This is a genomic window from Bacteroidota bacterium, assembly GCA_019637975.1.
Classification (GTDB): domain Bacteria; phylum Bacteroidota; class Ignavibacteria; order UBA10030; family UBA6906; genus CAADGV01.
The window spans coordinates 1-16,642 of sequence record JAHBUR010000042.1 but is presented as its reverse complement, the minus strand read 5'-3'; the positions used below and the strand labels follow the sequence as shown (position 1 = coordinate 16,642).

Here is a 16,642-nt window from a genome sequence, read left to right as displayed (position 1 = left end):
GCCCTGATGGATTCGTTCTTTGCTGAACTCAAAGCCGCCCGCGAAGTGAAAGGGATCTCGCTCGACGAGATTGCCGGCCACACACTTATCAATATCCAATTGCTTGAGGCACTCGAACGCGGCGACATTGATGTTGTGCCGCAGGCATACATGCGTGCATTCATCAGGGAATATGCGGGCGTTGTGGGCATTGATCCTGCGGAAACAATGCAGAAGTACGACAAGTGGCTTCTGAAACGGGAAGCTGCACATACGCATCCCCCTCCGGACCAATCACCCTCTTCAAGCAACGAGACGCCTGAGAACACCCCGCGCCACAACAACGTTGAGCGATTCGTTCCGGTATTTTTCAAAGCGGGAGTTGCGATTGTTGTGCTGGTGTTGGCAGACATTGTGTTGTGGGGCGTGCTGGAAAAAGAACCTCCCGTACGCGTCAAAGAAGTTCCGTTCCATGAAACTGTCAAAGAAAACGAACGGCGCGCCGGCATACGAGATACGGTTGACCAGGTTGCCGCGGCAGGACCAACAGCCGATTCGGCAATCGTGAGAAGAACCGGCGGAACTGTCCCGACGATTATCGTTGACCGGGACAGCCTCACGCTCGTTGCAGCAACAACGGACAGCGTATGGTTGCAGATCGTGATCGATCAGAGAAAGATGTCCGAGCATTTTCTGTATCCGAACACAACATTCAAATGGAAGGCAAAGGACGAATTCTGGATCACGAAAATCGGAAATCCGACAGCTATCACGATGGCACTGGATAACAGGCCTGTCGAGATTCCCGTGCGACGCGGATTTGTGACCAGCGACGTCTATTTCAAACGCAACACACATTCCGGCCGTTGATTCATGCCTCCCTCTTCCCATAGTGCAGCGATGCGTATCAAAAAGCTACGCGACGAATTGCACGAACATGATTACCGTTACTATGTTCTCGCCGAGCCGACCATCTCCGATGAAGAGTACGACAAGTTGATGCGCGAGCTGCACGACCTCGAGCAGCAACATCCCGAACTGCGATCACCGGATTCTCCCACGCAACGCGTCGGCGGCCAACCGACGAAGGAATTCGGCACAGTCGCCCATAACCCGCCGATGTTGAGTCTGGCAAACTCGTACTCCGAAGATGAAATCCGGGAATTCGACAAACGGATCCGGGGTTTGTTGGGAAGCGAAACGCCCCACTATGTAGCCGAGTTGAAATTCGACGGAGTGGCGATTGCACTGAAATACCGTGACGGCATGTTTTCGCAAGGGGCAACGCGGGGCGACGGCATGCAGGGCGACGATATTACCGCAAATCTGAAAACCATCCGTTCGTTGCCACTGCATCTGCGTTCAACGGAGAAGCAATACATGAACATCGACGTGCGAGGCGAAGCGTTTATGCACAAAAGCGATTTCCTTGAAATGAATAAACAGCGCGAGATGGCGGGCGAAAAACCGTTCATCAATCCAAGGAATTCAACTGCCGGCACACTCAAGTTGCAAGACCCGAAGATTGTTGCAACGCGCCCCGTTAAAATGTATGCGTACACGCTTCTCGCGCCCGACGCACACCTGACGAGCCACTTCAAGAATTTTGACATCCTCCGCTCTCTCGGTTTGCCGGTAAACGAGCATACACGTCTGTGCAACACCATTGACGACGTTGTTCAGTTCTGGCGGGAATGGGAGGCGAAACGCGATGCGCTTCCTTATGATATCGACGGGGTTGTTGTGAAGGTGGATTCGCTGTCGCAGCAGGCGAAACTCGGCAGCATTGCAAAAAGTCCGCGTTGGGCAATCGCTTTCAAATTCGCTTCGCGGAAGGCGGAAACTGTTCTAAACAACATCATTCTGCAAGTCGGGAGAGTCGGAACCATAACCCCCGTTGCCGATTTGCAGCCGGTATTCGTCGGAGGATCGACTGTCAGCCGCGCAAGTTTGTACAACATGGATTACATCAACGAACTGGATTTGCGCGCCGGTGATACGGTGATTGTGGAGAAAGGCGGTGACGTTATTCCGAAAGTGTCGGAGGTTGTGTTGAGCAAACGCCGGAAAGGAACGTCACCGTACAAAATGGCGGCACGTTGTCCGGCGTGCAACACTCCCCTTTTCAAACCCGAAGGCGAGGTCAATTACTATTGCGAGAACTCCGAATGTCCGGCGCAGGTAAAGGGACGCATCGAGCATTTTGCCATGCGAGGAGCAATGGATATCGAAGGGCTGGGCGAGGCGGTTGTGGAGCAACTCGTCGGTTTGGGTTGGGTAAAGAACTGCGCCGATCTCTATTCGCTTCACACGCATCGCGCCGATCTTGCAGAACTCGACAGGTGGGGCGAAAAAAGCGTGAAGAACCTCCTTAACGCAATCGAAGAGAGCAAAAAACGTCCGTTCCATCGCGTTCTCTACGCCCTCGGAATCCGCCATGTCGGGCAAGGGGTCGCGCAGCTTTTGACCGAAAATTTTCCTTCTATAGATAGACTGCAATCCGCGAATGAAGAGGATTTGCAGTCTGTCACAGGCATCGGCCCGCAGATTGCCGAGAGTGTCGCGCATTTCTTCCGTGAGAAGCACAACCGCGAGATCGTGAAGCGATTGAGGGAAGCTGGGCTCACACTCGCTGCCGCTGCAACAAAGAAGAAGGGCAAGCTGAGCGGATTGACATTCGTTCTGACCGGCACGCTGCCGACGCTTTCACGCGAACAGGCAAAGCAACTGATCGAAGGGAATGGCGGCAAGGTCGCGTCGGGGGTGAGCCGGAATGTGCAATATGTATTGGCGGGAGAGGATGCCGGCTCAAAGCTTGACAAAGCCAGGAAACTCGGCGTTCCGCTTATGGATGAATCAACATTCAGAACCTTGATCGCATGAGGAATACGTGTTAGAATCCTTCCGCATAAGATCCGGAATATGGCTTGCGGGGCGAAGGTTTCGCAAAAAGGATGACCCGGTTATTTCATTTACCGAAGCAGTGTCGGGTGCAAAACAGGCCCTTGTTGTGATGCCGCTTGACCGGAGTGAGTTGCTTTCGGCAATGAATGTTATCGAGATGTTGAAGCGCATGTTCAACGAACAGAATATCACCGTGATCGGCGACGAACGGGGCGTTGAAACAATCCGATTGATGCCGAAGAGTCATTTCGTGCAAATCAAAGAGACTGATGTAACGGTGTTGTTTCATCCGCGCCAGACATTCTTGTCCCTCTTCAACGACAGGAAATTCGATCTCGCCATTGACCTTAACCTTGATTTAGTTCTCCCCTCAGCCTATATTTGCAGAGAGAGTAATGCAAAGGTTCGCGTCGGTTTCAAGGGTCCCAATTCGGACTTGTTCTACAACTTTCAAATCCAGCACGATCCTGCACGGTCAAGAAGAGATTTGTACGATCGCTTCGCACAGTGTCTTCACATGTTTTAGATACTAGTCAGAAAGAAGGTGGCGTCGATGAACTTTGAAGTGGAAAAGAACGGCAGTTCCGTTACACTGAAGCTGAAGGAGCGCAAGCTGGATTCTGCGGTTTCTCCCGAATTGAAAGGAGAATTCCTGATCCTCTGCAAACCCAAGATCGAGACACTGAACGTCGATCTCAAGGAAGTGGAATTCTGCGACAGCAGCGGGCTTAGCGCCCTGCTCATTGCCGAGAGAAAAATGAAGGAACATGGCGGCAAAGTGGTGTTGCGTAATGTTCACAAAAAAGTTGTCAGTCTGATCAAGATTTCCATGCTGGACCGGGTATTCGAGATTCATGAATCCCATCAACCGGCCAAGCACTAACATCCGCGTTTCCCCTTTCAGTCAGGCATCTTACGAGCCGGGGGAACAGGCTCACGTCCAAAGCAAAAGAGGAAGCTGTGTATCGAAGAATACTGCATACGTGTCTTGCACTACTCCTGTGTTGTGTTTCGTGCTCAACCCTTGCCGCCAATCCGACTGAGATTCAACTCAGGAAACTCGAACGCGAGTTGCTCACCGCATACGTGATGCTCGATTTCGTTTCGCTCGAGCGATTGTACGCCGATGACTATACTTACATTGACGACAACGGCGAACTTCTCAACAAGAAGCAGGTTGTGGAAATGGTACGTACCGCCGCCTTTCGTGTCGATTCCATTGTCGTCACCAACTCGCGCATCAGAACGTACGGGAACACTGCGATTATTTCGGGAGTGCGCACGTTCCACCGGTTGGGCAGAATTCTGAACATTGCGCGGTACACGGAAGTTTGGGTGAACAAGAACCGGCGGTGGCAATGTGTCTCCAATCAGCTCACGAGCCTCCCGGAACAACGATAGCATCACGCCGATCAGGGTTTGTGTTCGCGACATCCGGCCGCAAGCTATGCATCCGTTGCCTTTTCCTGCGTTGCTTCTCAGGGGCATTTCCTCTACATTTCTTCCAACCTATCTCATAACCGAAAGGTTTTTCCATGTCCATCTTCGAAGGTTCACAATCTGAACTGTACTGGTTTCTTCTCGGTCTTGCTCTCTTGCTGAGTGAACTTATCCTTCCGGGTTTTGTCATCATGTTCTTCGGCATTGGTGCATGGATCACGGCGTTGTGCATTTTCCTCGGCATAACGGAAGACTTCAACGTGCAACTGCTGATTTTTCTCGGCTCGTCACTCCTGACACTGGTCCTTTTCCGCAAGAGGGGCCAGAAGTACTTCCAGGGACGCGTGTCGCGCAAAGTGGATGATGTTGCCGCCCTTGACGACGTGAAAGGTGAACGGGCAATTGTTGTCGAGGATATTCTTCCCGCAACACTTTCCGGAAAAGTGGAATTTCACGGCACAAACTGGAAGGCAACCGCCGCGCAGGAAATTCGAAAGGGCACACCCGTCGAAATTCTATCGCGTGACAACCTAACACTCACGGTAAAACCCGTCAACTAATCCATCTGGACAGTCATACGCCGGAGGAGTGTGCACACAGTAAACTCTCAACAGCGATGTTGCTCACGTACAATTGAAAGGATAACACTATGGAAGTCGGAACGGTAATCATTCTCGGTATTGTCTTTTTTGTTTTTCTCATCATCATGAGAACAGCGCGGGTCGTGCCGCAGAAGACCGTGTTCATTGTGGAACGGCTCGGCAAATACAATGCGACGCTCGAAGCGGGATTTCACATTCTCATCCCGTTCATCGACCGTGTCGCTTACAGGCACTCGATGAAGGAAATGGTGATAGATGTTCCTCCGCAAACATGCATCACAAAAGACAACATCGCTGTTGAAGTGGACGGCATTCTGTACATGCAGATCATAGACCCTGTGAAGGCGTCGTACGGAATCAGCGATTACATCTTTGCATCCACGCAACTGGCTCAAACCACAATGCGTAGCGAGGTCGGCAAGATTGAACTTGACAGGACGTTTGAGGAGAGGGAGAAGATCAATTCCGAAATTGTCGCAGCAGTTGACAAGGCGTCGGACCCGTGGGGATTGAAAGTCACCCGCCACGAAATCAAGAACATTCTTCCCCCCACCAGCATCAAGGATGCGATGGAGAAACAAATGCGTGCAGAACGTGAGAAGCGGGCCTTGATTGCCGAATCGGAAGGAGACAAGCAGGCAAAAATCAACCGCGCCGAGGGTGATAAGGCGGAGGCAATCGCAAAGTCCGAGGGCGAAAAGATGAAGCGCATCAATGAAGCGGAAGGCCGCGGACAGGAAATCGAGCGTGTGGCGATGGCAACGGCCAAGGGAATCCGTGAAATTGCCAACGCCATCAACGAAAAGGGGGGCATTGATGCGGTCAACCTCCGCATCGCTGAAACCTACTTGCTGGAATTCGGAAAACTGGCGCAGAAGAACAATGCGATGATCATTCCCTCCAATCTCTCTGATGTTGCCGGAGTTGTGGCGTCGATTGGAAAAATCTTTTCGGCGATGAATCAGAAGGAATCCGACATACAAGCGGCAAAACGATAGAACGATGCGCCGTATCCGTATAGGCTGTCTCTGGACTGTTGGCACATATCTTCTCGGCGCCTTCGGCGGCGGGTTCCTCACTTCCATCGTCTCATCAAATCAGCATGACCGTGACCTTGAGGTGATGATGGCAGGCGCTTTCTTCTGGGGCCCGCTCGCAGCCATCGTTGGACTTGGCGTTGGTATGTGGATCGGGAGAAGGAAGGAAGCCGGTACAACGATTGAGACTCATGGAGAATGATTTTCTGACATGTATCAGATGATCTTCCGTTCGAAATACTCAAACAATAATGCACATTCAATTTCAGGGCGCAGCCCGCACGGTGACCGGTTCCATGCACGTTCTCACAGTCGGCGGCAGAACAATTCTGCTTGACTGCGGAACGTACCACGGAAGACGCGAAGAAGCGCGGGCCCGCAACGAACATTTCCCTTTCGACCCGACGACGATTGAAGCCGTTGTTCTCTCCCACGCGCATATCGATCATGCGGGAAATCTGCCGACGCTTGTCCGTCAAGGCTTCCGCGGCTCCATTTATGCTACTTCTGCCACTCGCGATTTGTGTGCCGTGATGCTGCGCGACAGCGCCCACATTCAGGAACGGGACGCTGAGTTCGTGAACAGGAAGAATCATCAAAAAGGGATCCCTTCTGTTCTTCCTCTCTACACGCAGGATGATGTTGACGAAACCATCCCCCTTTTCAAGAGCGTTGATTACGCAACGACATTCGAAGTGTTGGACGATGTTACAGCGCGGTTTGAAGATGCGGGGCATATCCTCGGATCTGCATCCGTTATGTTGAAACTGCGCGAGAACGGCACAACTGTTTCGTTGGCGTTTACCGGCGATTTGGGAAGGCCGAATCTTCCCATTCTCCGTGATCCCCGATTCATCGGTGATGCCGATTACCTGATCAGCGAAAGCACATACGGCGGGCGGTTTCATGCACCCGTTGAGGCGATGGAGGAACAGTTGCTTGAACCGTTGCAACGCGGTTGCGACCGGAAGGCGAAAATGGTAATCCCGGCGTTCAGCGTCGGGCGCACGCAGGAGATTGTCTATGTCCTCCACAAACTCAGTAATGCCGGAAAGATCGACAACCTGCCCGTGTTTGTGGACAGCCCTCTCTCGATCAACGTGACAAAGGTATTTCGCGACCATCCGGAATGTTACGACAAGGAAACCCGGGACCTTCTTCGGAAATCGGCAACCAATGATCCGTTCGGATTCAAGCGACTGGCGTATGTCCGCGATGTGGCTGATTCAATGGCGCTGAATGAACGACAGGGGCCGTTCATCGTTATATCGGCACAAGGAATGTGTGAAGCAGGACGCGTGTTGCACCATCTTCGCAATACTGTCTCCGACCCGAAGAACATGATCATCATTGTCGGATACCAGGCTGAGCACACATTGGGCAAACGCTTGGTGATGCGCGAGCCTGTAGTGAATATTTTCGGGGAGCCGCACAACTTGAAGGCCGAGGTTGTTGTATTGAATTCCTTTTCCGGACACGCAGACAGGAACGAATTGATACGATACATCAGTCAATTCGACAAGAAGCGGCTGAAGAAGACACTCCTCGTCCACGGCGACGCGGATCAATCCGAGAAACTGGCGCTCGGACTTACCGAAGCGGGATTCCATGACGTGATCGTGCCCGCCCGCTCCAACACCGTGCAATTGGTCTGAACGGAGTCGCCACGGTGCATCGGCTCACCCTGTTTCTGATATTCGTCCTGTGCCCGCTGGTTCGGACATTTGGGCAGCTTCAGGACATGCCGGCAGCCGATTCTCTCACACGACGCAACTCTGCAAGTATTCTTTTTGATCGGAGTCTCAACACATTCAATTGGCTCGGAAGCCTTTCTGTTGACACGGTTTCGTTCGGCACACGTATTCGTCTCAATGAACTGTTCATGTCCAATATCATCCTGATTGAACGCACAGGCTCATCCCCCGAGCAGCGCCTTCAAAGCAACCAGCAACGCCTGTTACTGCAAGCGACCCACCCGCTGAACGATGAAGTTGCTCTGAAAGCCCAATGGTCTTCTTTCGTATTTTCAGACAAGAAAGATGTCGGGTTGAGCAGAGCCTCCATGAATACCATTCTTGGCGGCATTGAGTACACACCCGATCCGTTCTTCACGCTCAATCCGATGATCGGCCATCGCTGGGATAACCAGATTGATGTCCGCGACCGCGGCCTGAGCTACAATATTGCCGCGCGAACCAACGACCTGGTTCTGGACGGCTACCGGATCGCAGGGAGCGCTCAGTTCCAACGTGACAATCTTGACCCGCGTCTGTTGGAAAACCACCTTGCCCGCGCGGGCATGCAGAAGACGTTTCTCGGCAGTACACGCGACAGTATGGAGATCGGGTTCAACAGAAACCGGAGAGAGTTCTACACTGTTGCCACGGGGGCACTCGAAAGCAGAATCGAGAACGTCTTCTCATTCACAAATCTCCTCGACTATGAATTCGAACCGGAGTTCGTGACTTCACTTTTTCTGAATGTATACAGCCGCAAACTTGACAAAGACTTCCGTTCGATAAGCGGCGCGGCAAGAGCGCCGGCACAGTTTAATACCGGCATCGATGAGTTCCGGCTCGATGTTTTTGTGCAGGCAACCTACCGGAATGACAACTCCGGCATTGCCGCTTCGTCGAGATTCTCGCACAGTGAACGGGACGAACGGCATTTTGCCAAAAGCGCCCCTACGGGGTTCTTGCAGGATACTTCCGTCACTCCTATTACACAGCGTCAGGCACAAGAGCAGGAACAGACGAAAGATAACCTCTCCCGCAGAACGTCGCTTGCAGGCACGCTTTCTCTTCCTGTTTCATCCTCCGATCATATTTCGTTCTCAGGGGCGGCAAGCATTCTGCGATACGACACTCCCAGCGAACTGAATGTGGAGGATAGAGACGAGTTGCTGGTCGCGCTTTCCCTTTCCACCTATCATACTCTCAGCCGGTTTCTCGAGGTATCATTCACGCTGGATGGCACACTGAACCATACTGTGTATCTGTTGAAGGACAGAAGCGCGAACAACAATATCAACCGTGTATTGCGGTTTTCGCCTCGTACGCTGTATAAGCCCTTCGAACAGTTTGCCACCATGAATGCCTTTGAGGTTCTGGCAAATTACACCGTGTATGATTTTGAACTGGAGGCGGCTCAAGTCCGGAGTTTTTCTTACAGGCAATTTGGATGGGTTGATTCCACCGCTTTTGACATTACGTCACGAATCGGACTTGATTTTTTTCTGTATTTGAAGTTATATGACAGAGGACAGTTGAATTGGAGCGAATTCACGGAACGACGGGAAAACTCGTTCATTGACAAAACCTACGCATTTCAAGTACGCTACTCGCCCGAGGAAGGCACGCTGTTTGCCGTTGGCGTCCGGTACTTCAGCCAGACACGCTACAGCTATACGGGAGATGAGAGGAAGTTGGATTCGTTCCTGCGCAGCTTCGGCCCGACGTGCCTCGTTCTGTGGCGGCTCAGCCCGTTCAGTGAAGTGGGTTTGCGGGGATGGTATGAACAACGGCGGTTGGAAGGCGGCGGGACGCGATCACTTGCAAATATGACCCTCAACATCAACATCACAATGTAAAAGGATTCTGCCGTGGCTCCAAGAACAATCCGGATGACGCTACCCAGCAACCCGAAATCCATCAAGCGCGTTGAAGGGTTCATACACAAGATCGGGAAGCATGCTCACCTCGACGAAATCCAGACCAACAAGTTGATGGTGTCGCTCACCGAAGCAGTCAACAACGCCATCCTTCACGGCAACAAAGCAGATGCAAAGAAGAAAGTTGCTGTCGTCTGTCTCTGTCTCCCCGATGAGCTTGTCATTACAATTGCCGACGAGGGAAAAGGCTTCAAGCTCAGCAATGTCAAGAACCCCCTGGAAGACGAAAACCTGTTGCGTACCAGCGGCCGCGGCATTTTTCTGATGCGGACTCTAATGGACAGAGTCGAGTACGAGATCGATAAGAAAGGCTCAACGGTGACGTTGGTGTTGGAATTGAGAAAGTAACGTGCATACAAAGGTTCCGTTTTGCATGAGGGAGAATAGCTGGCGGGGAATCGGCTGAACTCTTGTTCCACCCAATCTAAAACTCTACGGAAACTCCGCCGCCAAGTAACAGTCCGCTGAAATCCCACTTTACTTCATTACCGCGAAAATCCACGAAGGGCTCTTCCGTGGTCGATGTTTGACCGTTCAATACATATCTTCCTTTCATAACGCCGGCATTTGCGAGACGATACCCCACAAGTAACCGCAGGCTCACAATTCCATAGCGGGCACCAGCCACTCCAAATGTCCTGACAGAAAGAAAGCTGTGCGCTAACGACTGCTTGAAGAGTATGTCATTGGATGAATTGAAGTTGTCGTGATATTCACCTGTATAGTCCATCATAGCTTTGCAGTATCCTCCTCCCACAAAAAGATCGATGAACAACCTTTCAGTGCCAGGAAAACGGACGCCGATCAGCAGAAGGTATTCGCTCGTTCTTCCCGAAAGCTTGTCTAACAGCGAAACCGCTCCTTTATAGTCACTCTGGCCGGACACCGTTAACGATGAAAATCCTACACCGGCAAAGAATCTATTCAGCCGAATCAAAATTGATCCATCCCAATAGAATCCGCCGGATAGCACGTCCGCTTCCCTGGTTCTGGAATCAACAACACGACGAATCGTACCTACTTCCTGAATTACATTGTTTATTTGCTGCATGTTGACAAAACCATAGCCGGCGTGAGCACTGACGGTAACATGAAGAGGTACGCCGAAAAAGCCCTCCTGAGTTTTTGTTGTCTGGCCTGCAGACAATGAGGAGAATACCATCACTACTACAACTACAACTGTAGGGATCTTGATTCTCCGGAACGTTGTTGAGGTTCTTCCGGCTGAGCCAAAACGTTGTGTGGTTTTCAAGTCTCCTCCGTTTCTTTGACGTGTTGAAGTACCCATTGGCCGTGCCGTCTCCCCATCGACCTGTAACTATAGCCGCATTCCGTCGGGATTTGTTACAGGATGCCTATGGAGTTTTCGATAGCCGGGTATATGATCAATTGTGCAAAGGAACCCCGGAAGGAACTGTCTTGCGGTTTACGAGGCGTGTACTCAGATTCGTCTTTCTTCGACGGAATGAAGAATTCTGAGGAACATCAATGGGAAATGTGGGCCCTGCAGGACTTGAACCTGCGACCCGCGGATTATGAGTCCGCTGCTCTAACCAACTGAGCTAAGGGCCCAAGTTGCTTTAAATATAGCGAGAACACGCCCGAAATACAAACATGCTATAATCATGTTGGATCGTCGCTGTAGGTGAGATGATACCCGGTTCAAAATGCGGGCTAGGATCGATTGTGGTGACAATTTTGTTCCTCGATAAATGGGCAACAATCATCTTTACGCACGGCGACTTCAATAACTGCGGACGAACTGAACATATCACCTTCATTGATAATTCTAATCAGGCGTTACCCGGTTACCGATTTCCCATGACATCTATTGACATTGCCGTCTGCCGCACATAGATTGGCACTGGGGATTTTCAGGGAATCATTCGAAAGGGACAAGGATATGAAACTCTCGATTCACGGTGCAGGTAGAAATTGCATTCTGTTCGTCATGCTGCCCGCCGCAATATTGTGGGGATGCCAGCACGAACCGGATTACTCCAAAGAACTGAAACCTCTGGTCGACAAGTACAACGAGGTGTGGCAGACCGGAAATGTCGACGAGTTGGATGCAATCTTCGATTCCCGTTTTATGCGGCATTCGGATATTGCAACTTCGGTTGAAGGACTGGAACATCTGAAGGTGTTAATATCGGATTTTCGGGAGGCGTACCCGGACCTGAAGTTGGTTTCACTTGATGAAGTGTATGTAAAAGACAGGTTCGCAGGACGCTGGAGCCTCACTGCTGCGAGTGCGGGACTTCAGGTGTGGGGCGTGCACATCATTCACTTCGCGAACGGAAAGATCACTGAAGAATGGGATGCGTATGACAACCTGCCGTTCATGGCACAGCGGGGATATACCATCACACCTCCGGGACAACTCTGAGCGAAAGGATCGTCGTCAAACAAAAGGCGGAGAGAGGTTCTCCGCCTTTTCTTGTCGCAAAACGATGTTTCCTTACTTTTTCAACACCTGCACAAGGTTCGTCACAACAGATTTTGCGTCGCCGAATACCATCATGGTTTTCTTTTCATAGAAGAGATCATTATCCTCACCGGCAAAGCCGGGATTCAGACTTCTTTTCACCACCATCGTCGTGCGGGCGTAGTCGACATTCAAGATCGGCATGCCGTACAACGGACTCTCCTTCTTCGTGCGTGCAGCGGGATTGACCACGTCGTTCGCCCCGATAATAAGCGCCACGTCGGTATTCTGAAAATCATCATTGATTTGATCCATCTCCAACAACAAATCGTACGGCACGTTGGCTTCGGCCAGCAGAACGTTCATGTGGCCGGGCATGCGGCCCGCAACGGGATGAATCGCGTAGCGAACGGTTGCGCCGCGGCTGATCAATAAACTGGCAAGTTCCTGCAACACATGCTGCGCTTGCGCGACCGCAAGTCCGTACCCCGGCACGATGATAACCGACTGCGCATTTTCAAGCATGAATGCGGCATCCTCCGGCGTGTAGCGGACAACGGTTCGCTGCTCGGTAGCGGTTGTTGCTCCTGCCGTATAGTCGACACCGACACCCGCAAACAACACGTTGCCGAGCGAACGGTTCATTGCCTTACACATGATGCTGGTGAGAATGAATCCTGACGCACCGACAAGTGTACCGGTAATGATAAGTGCATTGTTCGAGAGAACGAAACCCGTCATCGCCGCGGCAAGTCCCGAGTAGGAATTCAACAGCGAAATCACCACCGGCATATCCGCCCCGCCGATGGGAATGACGGACGTAACGCCAAGAATAGCGGCGATGGCTATAATGATGATGAGAAAGAGCCACAATGACGGATCGAGAACAAAGAGAACGCCCAACACAATCGCACCCAGCAGCATCGCTGCATTGATTTGTTTCTGCATCGTATAGAGAATGGGCGCGCCTCGCATGATTCCCTGTAACTTGGCAAATGCAATCAGGCTTCCCGTAAACGTGACGGTACCGATGAGCAAGCTGAGAACGAGCGTCGCAAGAACATCGTAAGAGACATTCGCGCCCGTCCATACTGTCAGACTTGCATCACCCGACAAACGCATGTATTCGGCAAAGGCAACAAGAGTTGAAGCACCACCACCGAACCCGTTGAGCAAGCCGACCATCTGCGGCATTGCCGTCATTTGGACGCGTTTTGCTAACAAGAGACCGATACCGCCACCGACAATCAATCCGATAAGAATAAATGTAAAGTCTATGATGGCCTTGTCGAGCAGCGTTACAACAATGGCGATGAGCATGCCCAATGCCCCGAGCAGGTTGCCGCGGCGTGCGGTTTTGGGAGAACTCAACAGTTTGAGTCCCATGATAAAAAGAACAGCAGAAACAAGATACGCGAGGTAGATGAGTTCTTTCATGTCGGTTACTCCGCTTTCTTGATCTGTTTGGGTTTCGATGTGTCCTGTTTGAACATACCCAACATCCTGTCGGTAACCATGAACCCGCCTACAACATTGATCATGGCAAAGATAACGGCAATCATGCCGAGGATAACGCTCAGCCCGCCATGTCCTTCACCCGCGGCAATCAGTGATCCGACAACGGTGATGCCGGAAATGGCGTTTGAACCGGACATGAGCGGCGTGTGCAACAGCGGCGGTACCTTGCTGATTACTTCAAACCCGACAAATGCAGCCAGTACAAAGACGTAAATTGAAATCATCAAAGTTTCGGTCATTGTTCGGAACCTCCCTGTAATGCATTGCGAACTGATTCATTGGTTATTTCTCCGCCCCGCGTGATGCAAGCGCCCTTCACAATCTCATCGTTGAAATCGGGAGTAGCGTCCACCTTCGGATACAACAGCTTGAAAAGATTGAAGACGTTTTTCGAATACATCAAGCTTGCATCAACCGGAATCGTTGCGGGAAGATTGACTGCGCCGATGATGGTCACGCCGTTCTTCTCGACTGTTTTTCCCGGCTCCGTCAACTCGCAATTACCTCCCTGCTCGGCGGCAAGATCAACAACCACAGACCCCGGCTTCAGTTGCTTCATCATTTCCTTTGTAATCAAAATCGGAGCCTTCTTGCCGAACACCTGGGCCGTGGTGATGACAATGTTGGTTTTTAGAAATCGTGCCGCCAGCGTATCACGTTGCTTCTTGAGGAATTCTTCTGATGCAGCTTTCGCATAGCCGCCTGCCGTCTCGAGATCTTCAGCTCCTTCAATTTCGATAAACGCCGCGCCAAGACTCTTCACCTGTTCCTTGACCGCAGCCCGCACGTCGAACGCTTCGACTTTTGCTCCGAGTCTGCGCGCTGTGGCAATTGCTTGCAGGCCCGCAACGCCTGCGCCGAGGATCATAACGGTGGCCGGAGGCACGGTTCCGGCAGCCGTCATGAGTAGAGGAAACATCTTTCCTATGTTGTCGGCAGCAAGCAGAACAGCTTTGTATCCCGCAATTGTTGCCATGGAGCTGAGCGCATCCATGCTTTGGGCACGGGTGATGCGGGGAACGTATTCCATGGAGAATGCCGTGACGTTTCTTTTCGCAAGCGCACGAATTGCCTTTGGATTCGATGCCGGCGCGAGAAAGCCGATGGTGCTTGCCCCCTCTTTCATTGCAGCCGCCTCCTCGGCGGTCGGCGGTTGAACCTTTAACAGCATATCAGCTTCACCGAAAAGCGATTTCGCGTTCTTTGCAATACGGGCTCCGGCGGCCGTGTACTGTGCATCGTCGTGCGATGCGCCGTCACCTGCGCCCGTCTCAACCACAATCTCATGCTTGTCGCGTACAAGCATGCTCACAAGCTGCGGAATGAGGGCAACGCGTGTTTCGCCTTTCAGAGTTTCTTTGGGAACTCCGATAACCATTGATGCGTATCCTTTCGGTAAGTAATGAGCGGAAGGGAACTGATGTCGTACAAAAAGTATGAATTTGAATATTGAACTACAATCTGCATCTTACGTGCCATTTGTCCCTTGCAAAGAGCGCATAAATTGGCAAATCCCCGCTACTTCCTGTCCTATTCCTGGTAACCACTTCCCAATTTTGCGAAGATCGGAAACTGAACGGCGATTTTTCTATCATTACAGTATAGACAGACCAAAGGAGAACTCTGATGTCATTTGAATCCATCAACCCCGCTACGGGGGAATTAATCCGAACATACGAAGCACACACTGAATCATACATTCAACAACGTCTCACAACTGCCAACGCGGCACAGCAATCCTGGCGCCGGATAGGCTTTTCTGAACGGGGAAACATTCTACAAGCGGCGGCTTCTGCCCTCCGTTCCCGCCAACAGGATTGTGCCGGATTGATGGCACGTGAAATGGGCAAGCCCTTTGCACAAGGCATTGCGGAAGCCGCGAAATGCGCGTGGGTTTGCGACTACTACGCTGAGTATGCAGAAGCATTTCTCTCGCCGGAAACTGTTTCCACGGACGCGTCGAAGAGCTTCGTAACGTTTCAACCGCTCGGCATTCTGCTCGCTATCATGCCGTGGAATTTTCCTTTCTGGCAAGTGTTTCGTGCAGCGGCTCCGGCACTGATGGCAGGAAATGCCGTCGTCCTCAAGCACGCATCAAATGTTTCGGGATGTGCATTGGAGATTGAGAGGATATTTCGTGATGCGGGATTGCCGGAGGGATTGTTCACAACACTTCTACTGAAGTCGAATCGAGTCAACACACTCATCGAACATCCGCTGGTGAAAGCCGTGACGATAACCGGAAGTACGGCGGCAGGCAAAGCTGTCGCGGCAAAAGCCGGAGAGATGATGAAGAAATCCGTGCTGGAACTCGGCGGCAGCGACCCGTACGTTGTGCTGGAAGATGCGAACCTTGAACACGCAGTCTCGACATGTGTTGCATCCCGGCTCATCAATAATGGAGAGAGTTGCATTGCGGCAAAGCGGTTCATTGTCGTCGAACCGTTGAAGAAGAAATTTGAAGAGATGTTTGTTGAGAAGATGATGGCACAGAAGATAGGCGACCCACTCGATCCAACCGTCACCGTCGGCCCGATGGCGCGGCATGATTTGCGGGATGAGTTGCACGAACAAGTCCGCAAGAGCATCGAGAAAGGCGCAACACTCCTTTGCGGCGGAGAAATCCCCGACAGCAAAGGTGCCTTCTATCCGCCGACTGTGCTGACGAATGTGAAGAAAGGAATGCCCGCGTACGACGAAGAACTATTCGGTCCGGTTGCAGCCATCATAAGCGCGAAGGACGAAGCGGATGCAATTCGTCTTGCCAATGATTCTGTATTCGGATTAGGCGCTGCTGTATTCACGCAAGATGTAATTCGGGGAGAACGAATTGCTGCAGAGGAGTTGGATGCCGGCTGCTGCTTCGTGAACGGCATGGTGAAATCCGACCCGCGGCTTCCGTTCGGCGGCATTAAGGAATCGGGGTGCGGGAGGGAGTTAGGAGTATTCGGGATTCGCGAGTTTGTTAATGTGAAGACGGTGTGGGTGAAGTAGGTTTTCTGTTCAGTTCCACTGTACCCGCTTCCCCGTTCTCAGAATCTCTTCAACGAACGGATTGTCGGGC

General features: G+C 51.7%; 17 protein-coding genes and 1 tRNA gene. 13 read left to right on the top strand and 5 right to left on the bottom strand.

Annotated elements, in window-relative coordinates; translation table 11 throughout:
• The first annotated feature begins 6 nt into the window (after positions 1–6).
• The 11 genes from KF749_16775 to KF749_16725 all read left to right on the top strand — a co-directional run bounded on the left by KF749_16775 (position 7) and on the right by KF749_16725 (position 9,980).
• On the top strand, positions 7–849 hold the full coding sequence (locus tag KF749_16775) for a DUF4115 domain-containing protein (protein ID MBX2992807.1): 843 nt from the start codon (positions 7–9) through the stop codon (positions 847–849).
• Positions 850–879: 30 nt separating this feature from the next.
• Positions 880–2,862 (top strand): NAD-dependent DNA ligase LigA, encoded by a 1,983-nt coding sequence (gene ligA / locus KF749_16770; GenBank protein MBX2992806.1) that lies wholly within the window; start codon positions 880–882, stop codon positions 2,860–2,862.
• 7 nt (positions 2,863–2,869) lie between these two features.
• Positions 2,870–3,409 carry a hypothetical protein gene (locus KF749_16765; protein MBX2992805.1) on the top strand — a complete coding sequence of 180 codons (540 nt, stop codon included), beginning with the start codon at positions 2,870–2,872 and terminating at the stop codon, positions 3,407–3,409.
• 27 nt (positions 3,410–3,436) lie between these two features.
• Positions 3,437–3,766: an STAS domain-containing protein gene (locus tag KF749_16760; protein ID MBX2992804.1), complete on the top strand. Its 330-nt coding sequence runs from the start codon at positions 3,437–3,439 to the stop codon at positions 3,764–3,766.
• 77 nt (positions 3,767–3,843) lie between these two features.
• Positions 3,844–4,284: a nuclear transport factor 2 family protein gene (locus KF749_16755; GenBank protein ID MBX2992803.1), complete on the top strand. Its 441-nt coding sequence runs from the start codon at positions 3,844–3,846 to the stop codon at positions 4,282–4,284.
• A 134-nt stretch (positions 4,285–4,418) separates the two neighbouring features.
• Entirely contained in the window at positions 4,419–4,883 is a 465-nt protein-coding gene (locus tag KF749_16750; protein ID MBX2992802.1) for an NfeD family protein, read from the top strand.
• 89 nt (positions 4,884–4,972) lie between these two features.
• On the top strand, positions 4,973–5,923 hold the full coding sequence (locus KF749_16745) for a paraslipin (protein ID MBX2992801.1): 951 nt from the start codon (positions 4,973–4,975) through the stop codon (positions 5,921–5,923).
• Between the two features lie 4 nt (positions 5,924–5,927).
• Positions 5,928–6,164, top strand: coding sequence for a hypothetical protein (locus KF749_16740; protein ID MBX2992800.1), 237 nt, complete (start codon positions 5,928–5,930; stop codon positions 6,162–6,164).
• Positions 6,165–6,213: 49 nt separating this feature from the next.
• Positions 6,214–7,617 (top strand): MBL fold metallo-hydrolase, encoded by a 1,404-nt coding sequence (locus tag KF749_16735; protein MBX2992799.1) that lies wholly within the window; start codon positions 6,214–6,216, stop codon positions 7,615–7,617.
• Positions 7,618–7,631: 14 nt separating this feature from the next.
• Complete coding sequence (locus KF749_16730) at positions 7,632–9,551, top strand: hypothetical protein (GenBank protein MBX2992798.1); 1,920 nt, start codon at positions 7,632–7,634, stop codon at positions 9,549–9,551.
• A gap of 12 nt (positions 9,552–9,563) precedes the next feature.
• The gene (locus KF749_16725) at positions 9,564–9,980 is read left to right on the top strand and encodes an ATP-binding protein (protein MBX2992797.1); all 417 of its coding nucleotides are present in this window, start codon (positions 9,564–9,566) and stop codon (positions 9,978–9,980) included.
• A 76-nt stretch (positions 9,981–10,056) separates the two neighbouring features.
• On the opposite strand, the gene KF749_16720 is transcribed toward KF749_16725, so the two are convergent.
• On the bottom strand, positions 10,057–10,884 hold the full coding sequence (locus KF749_16720) for a hypothetical protein (protein ID MBX2992796.1): 828 nt from the start codon (positions 10,882–10,884) through the stop codon (positions 10,057–10,059).
• Positions 10,885–11,130: 246 nt separating this feature from the next.
• Positions 11,131–11,204, bottom strand: a tRNA-Ile gene (locus KF749_16715).
• A gap of 331 nt (positions 11,205–11,535) precedes the next feature.
• On the opposite strand from KF749_16715, the gene KF749_16710 reads away from it, so the two are divergent.
• A complete protein-coding gene (locus KF749_16710; protein MBX2992795.1) occupies positions 11,536–12,021 on the top strand; it encodes an ester cyclase in 486 nt (161 codons plus the stop codon).
• A gap of 72 nt (positions 12,022–12,093) precedes the next feature.
• Here KF749_16710 and KF749_16705 read toward each other — a convergent pair whose 3' ends face one another.
• From KF749_16705 to KF749_16695, 3 genes are read right to left on the bottom strand one after another with little or no spacing between them, the layout of a single operon-like run.
• A complete protein-coding gene (locus tag KF749_16705) occupies positions 12,094–13,497 on the bottom strand; it encodes an NAD(P)(+) transhydrogenase (Re/Si-specific) subunit beta (protein ID MBX2992794.1) in 1,404 nt (467 codons plus the stop codon).
• Between the two features lie 5 nt (positions 13,498–13,502).
• Positions 13,503–13,817, bottom strand: coding sequence for an NAD(P) transhydrogenase subunit alpha (locus tag KF749_16700; protein MBX2992793.1), 315 nt, complete (start codon positions 13,815–13,817; stop codon positions 13,503–13,505).
• Positions 13,814–14,956, bottom strand: a complete 1,143-nt coding sequence (locus KF749_16695; GenBank protein MBX2992792.1) for a Re/Si-specific NAD(P)(+) transhydrogenase subunit alpha — start codon at positions 14,954–14,956, stop codon at positions 13,814–13,816. Before KF749_16695 ends, KF749_16700 begins: the two co-directional genes overlap by 4 nt.
• Before the next feature lie 248 nt (positions 14,957–15,204).
• On the opposite strand from KF749_16695, the gene KF749_16690 reads away from it, so the two are divergent.
• Positions 15,205–16,572, top strand: coding sequence for an NAD-dependent succinate-semialdehyde dehydrogenase (locus KF749_16690; protein MBX2992791.1), 1,368 nt, complete (start codon positions 15,205–15,207; stop codon positions 16,570–16,572).
• Positions 16,573–16,642 lie beyond the last annotated feature (70 nt).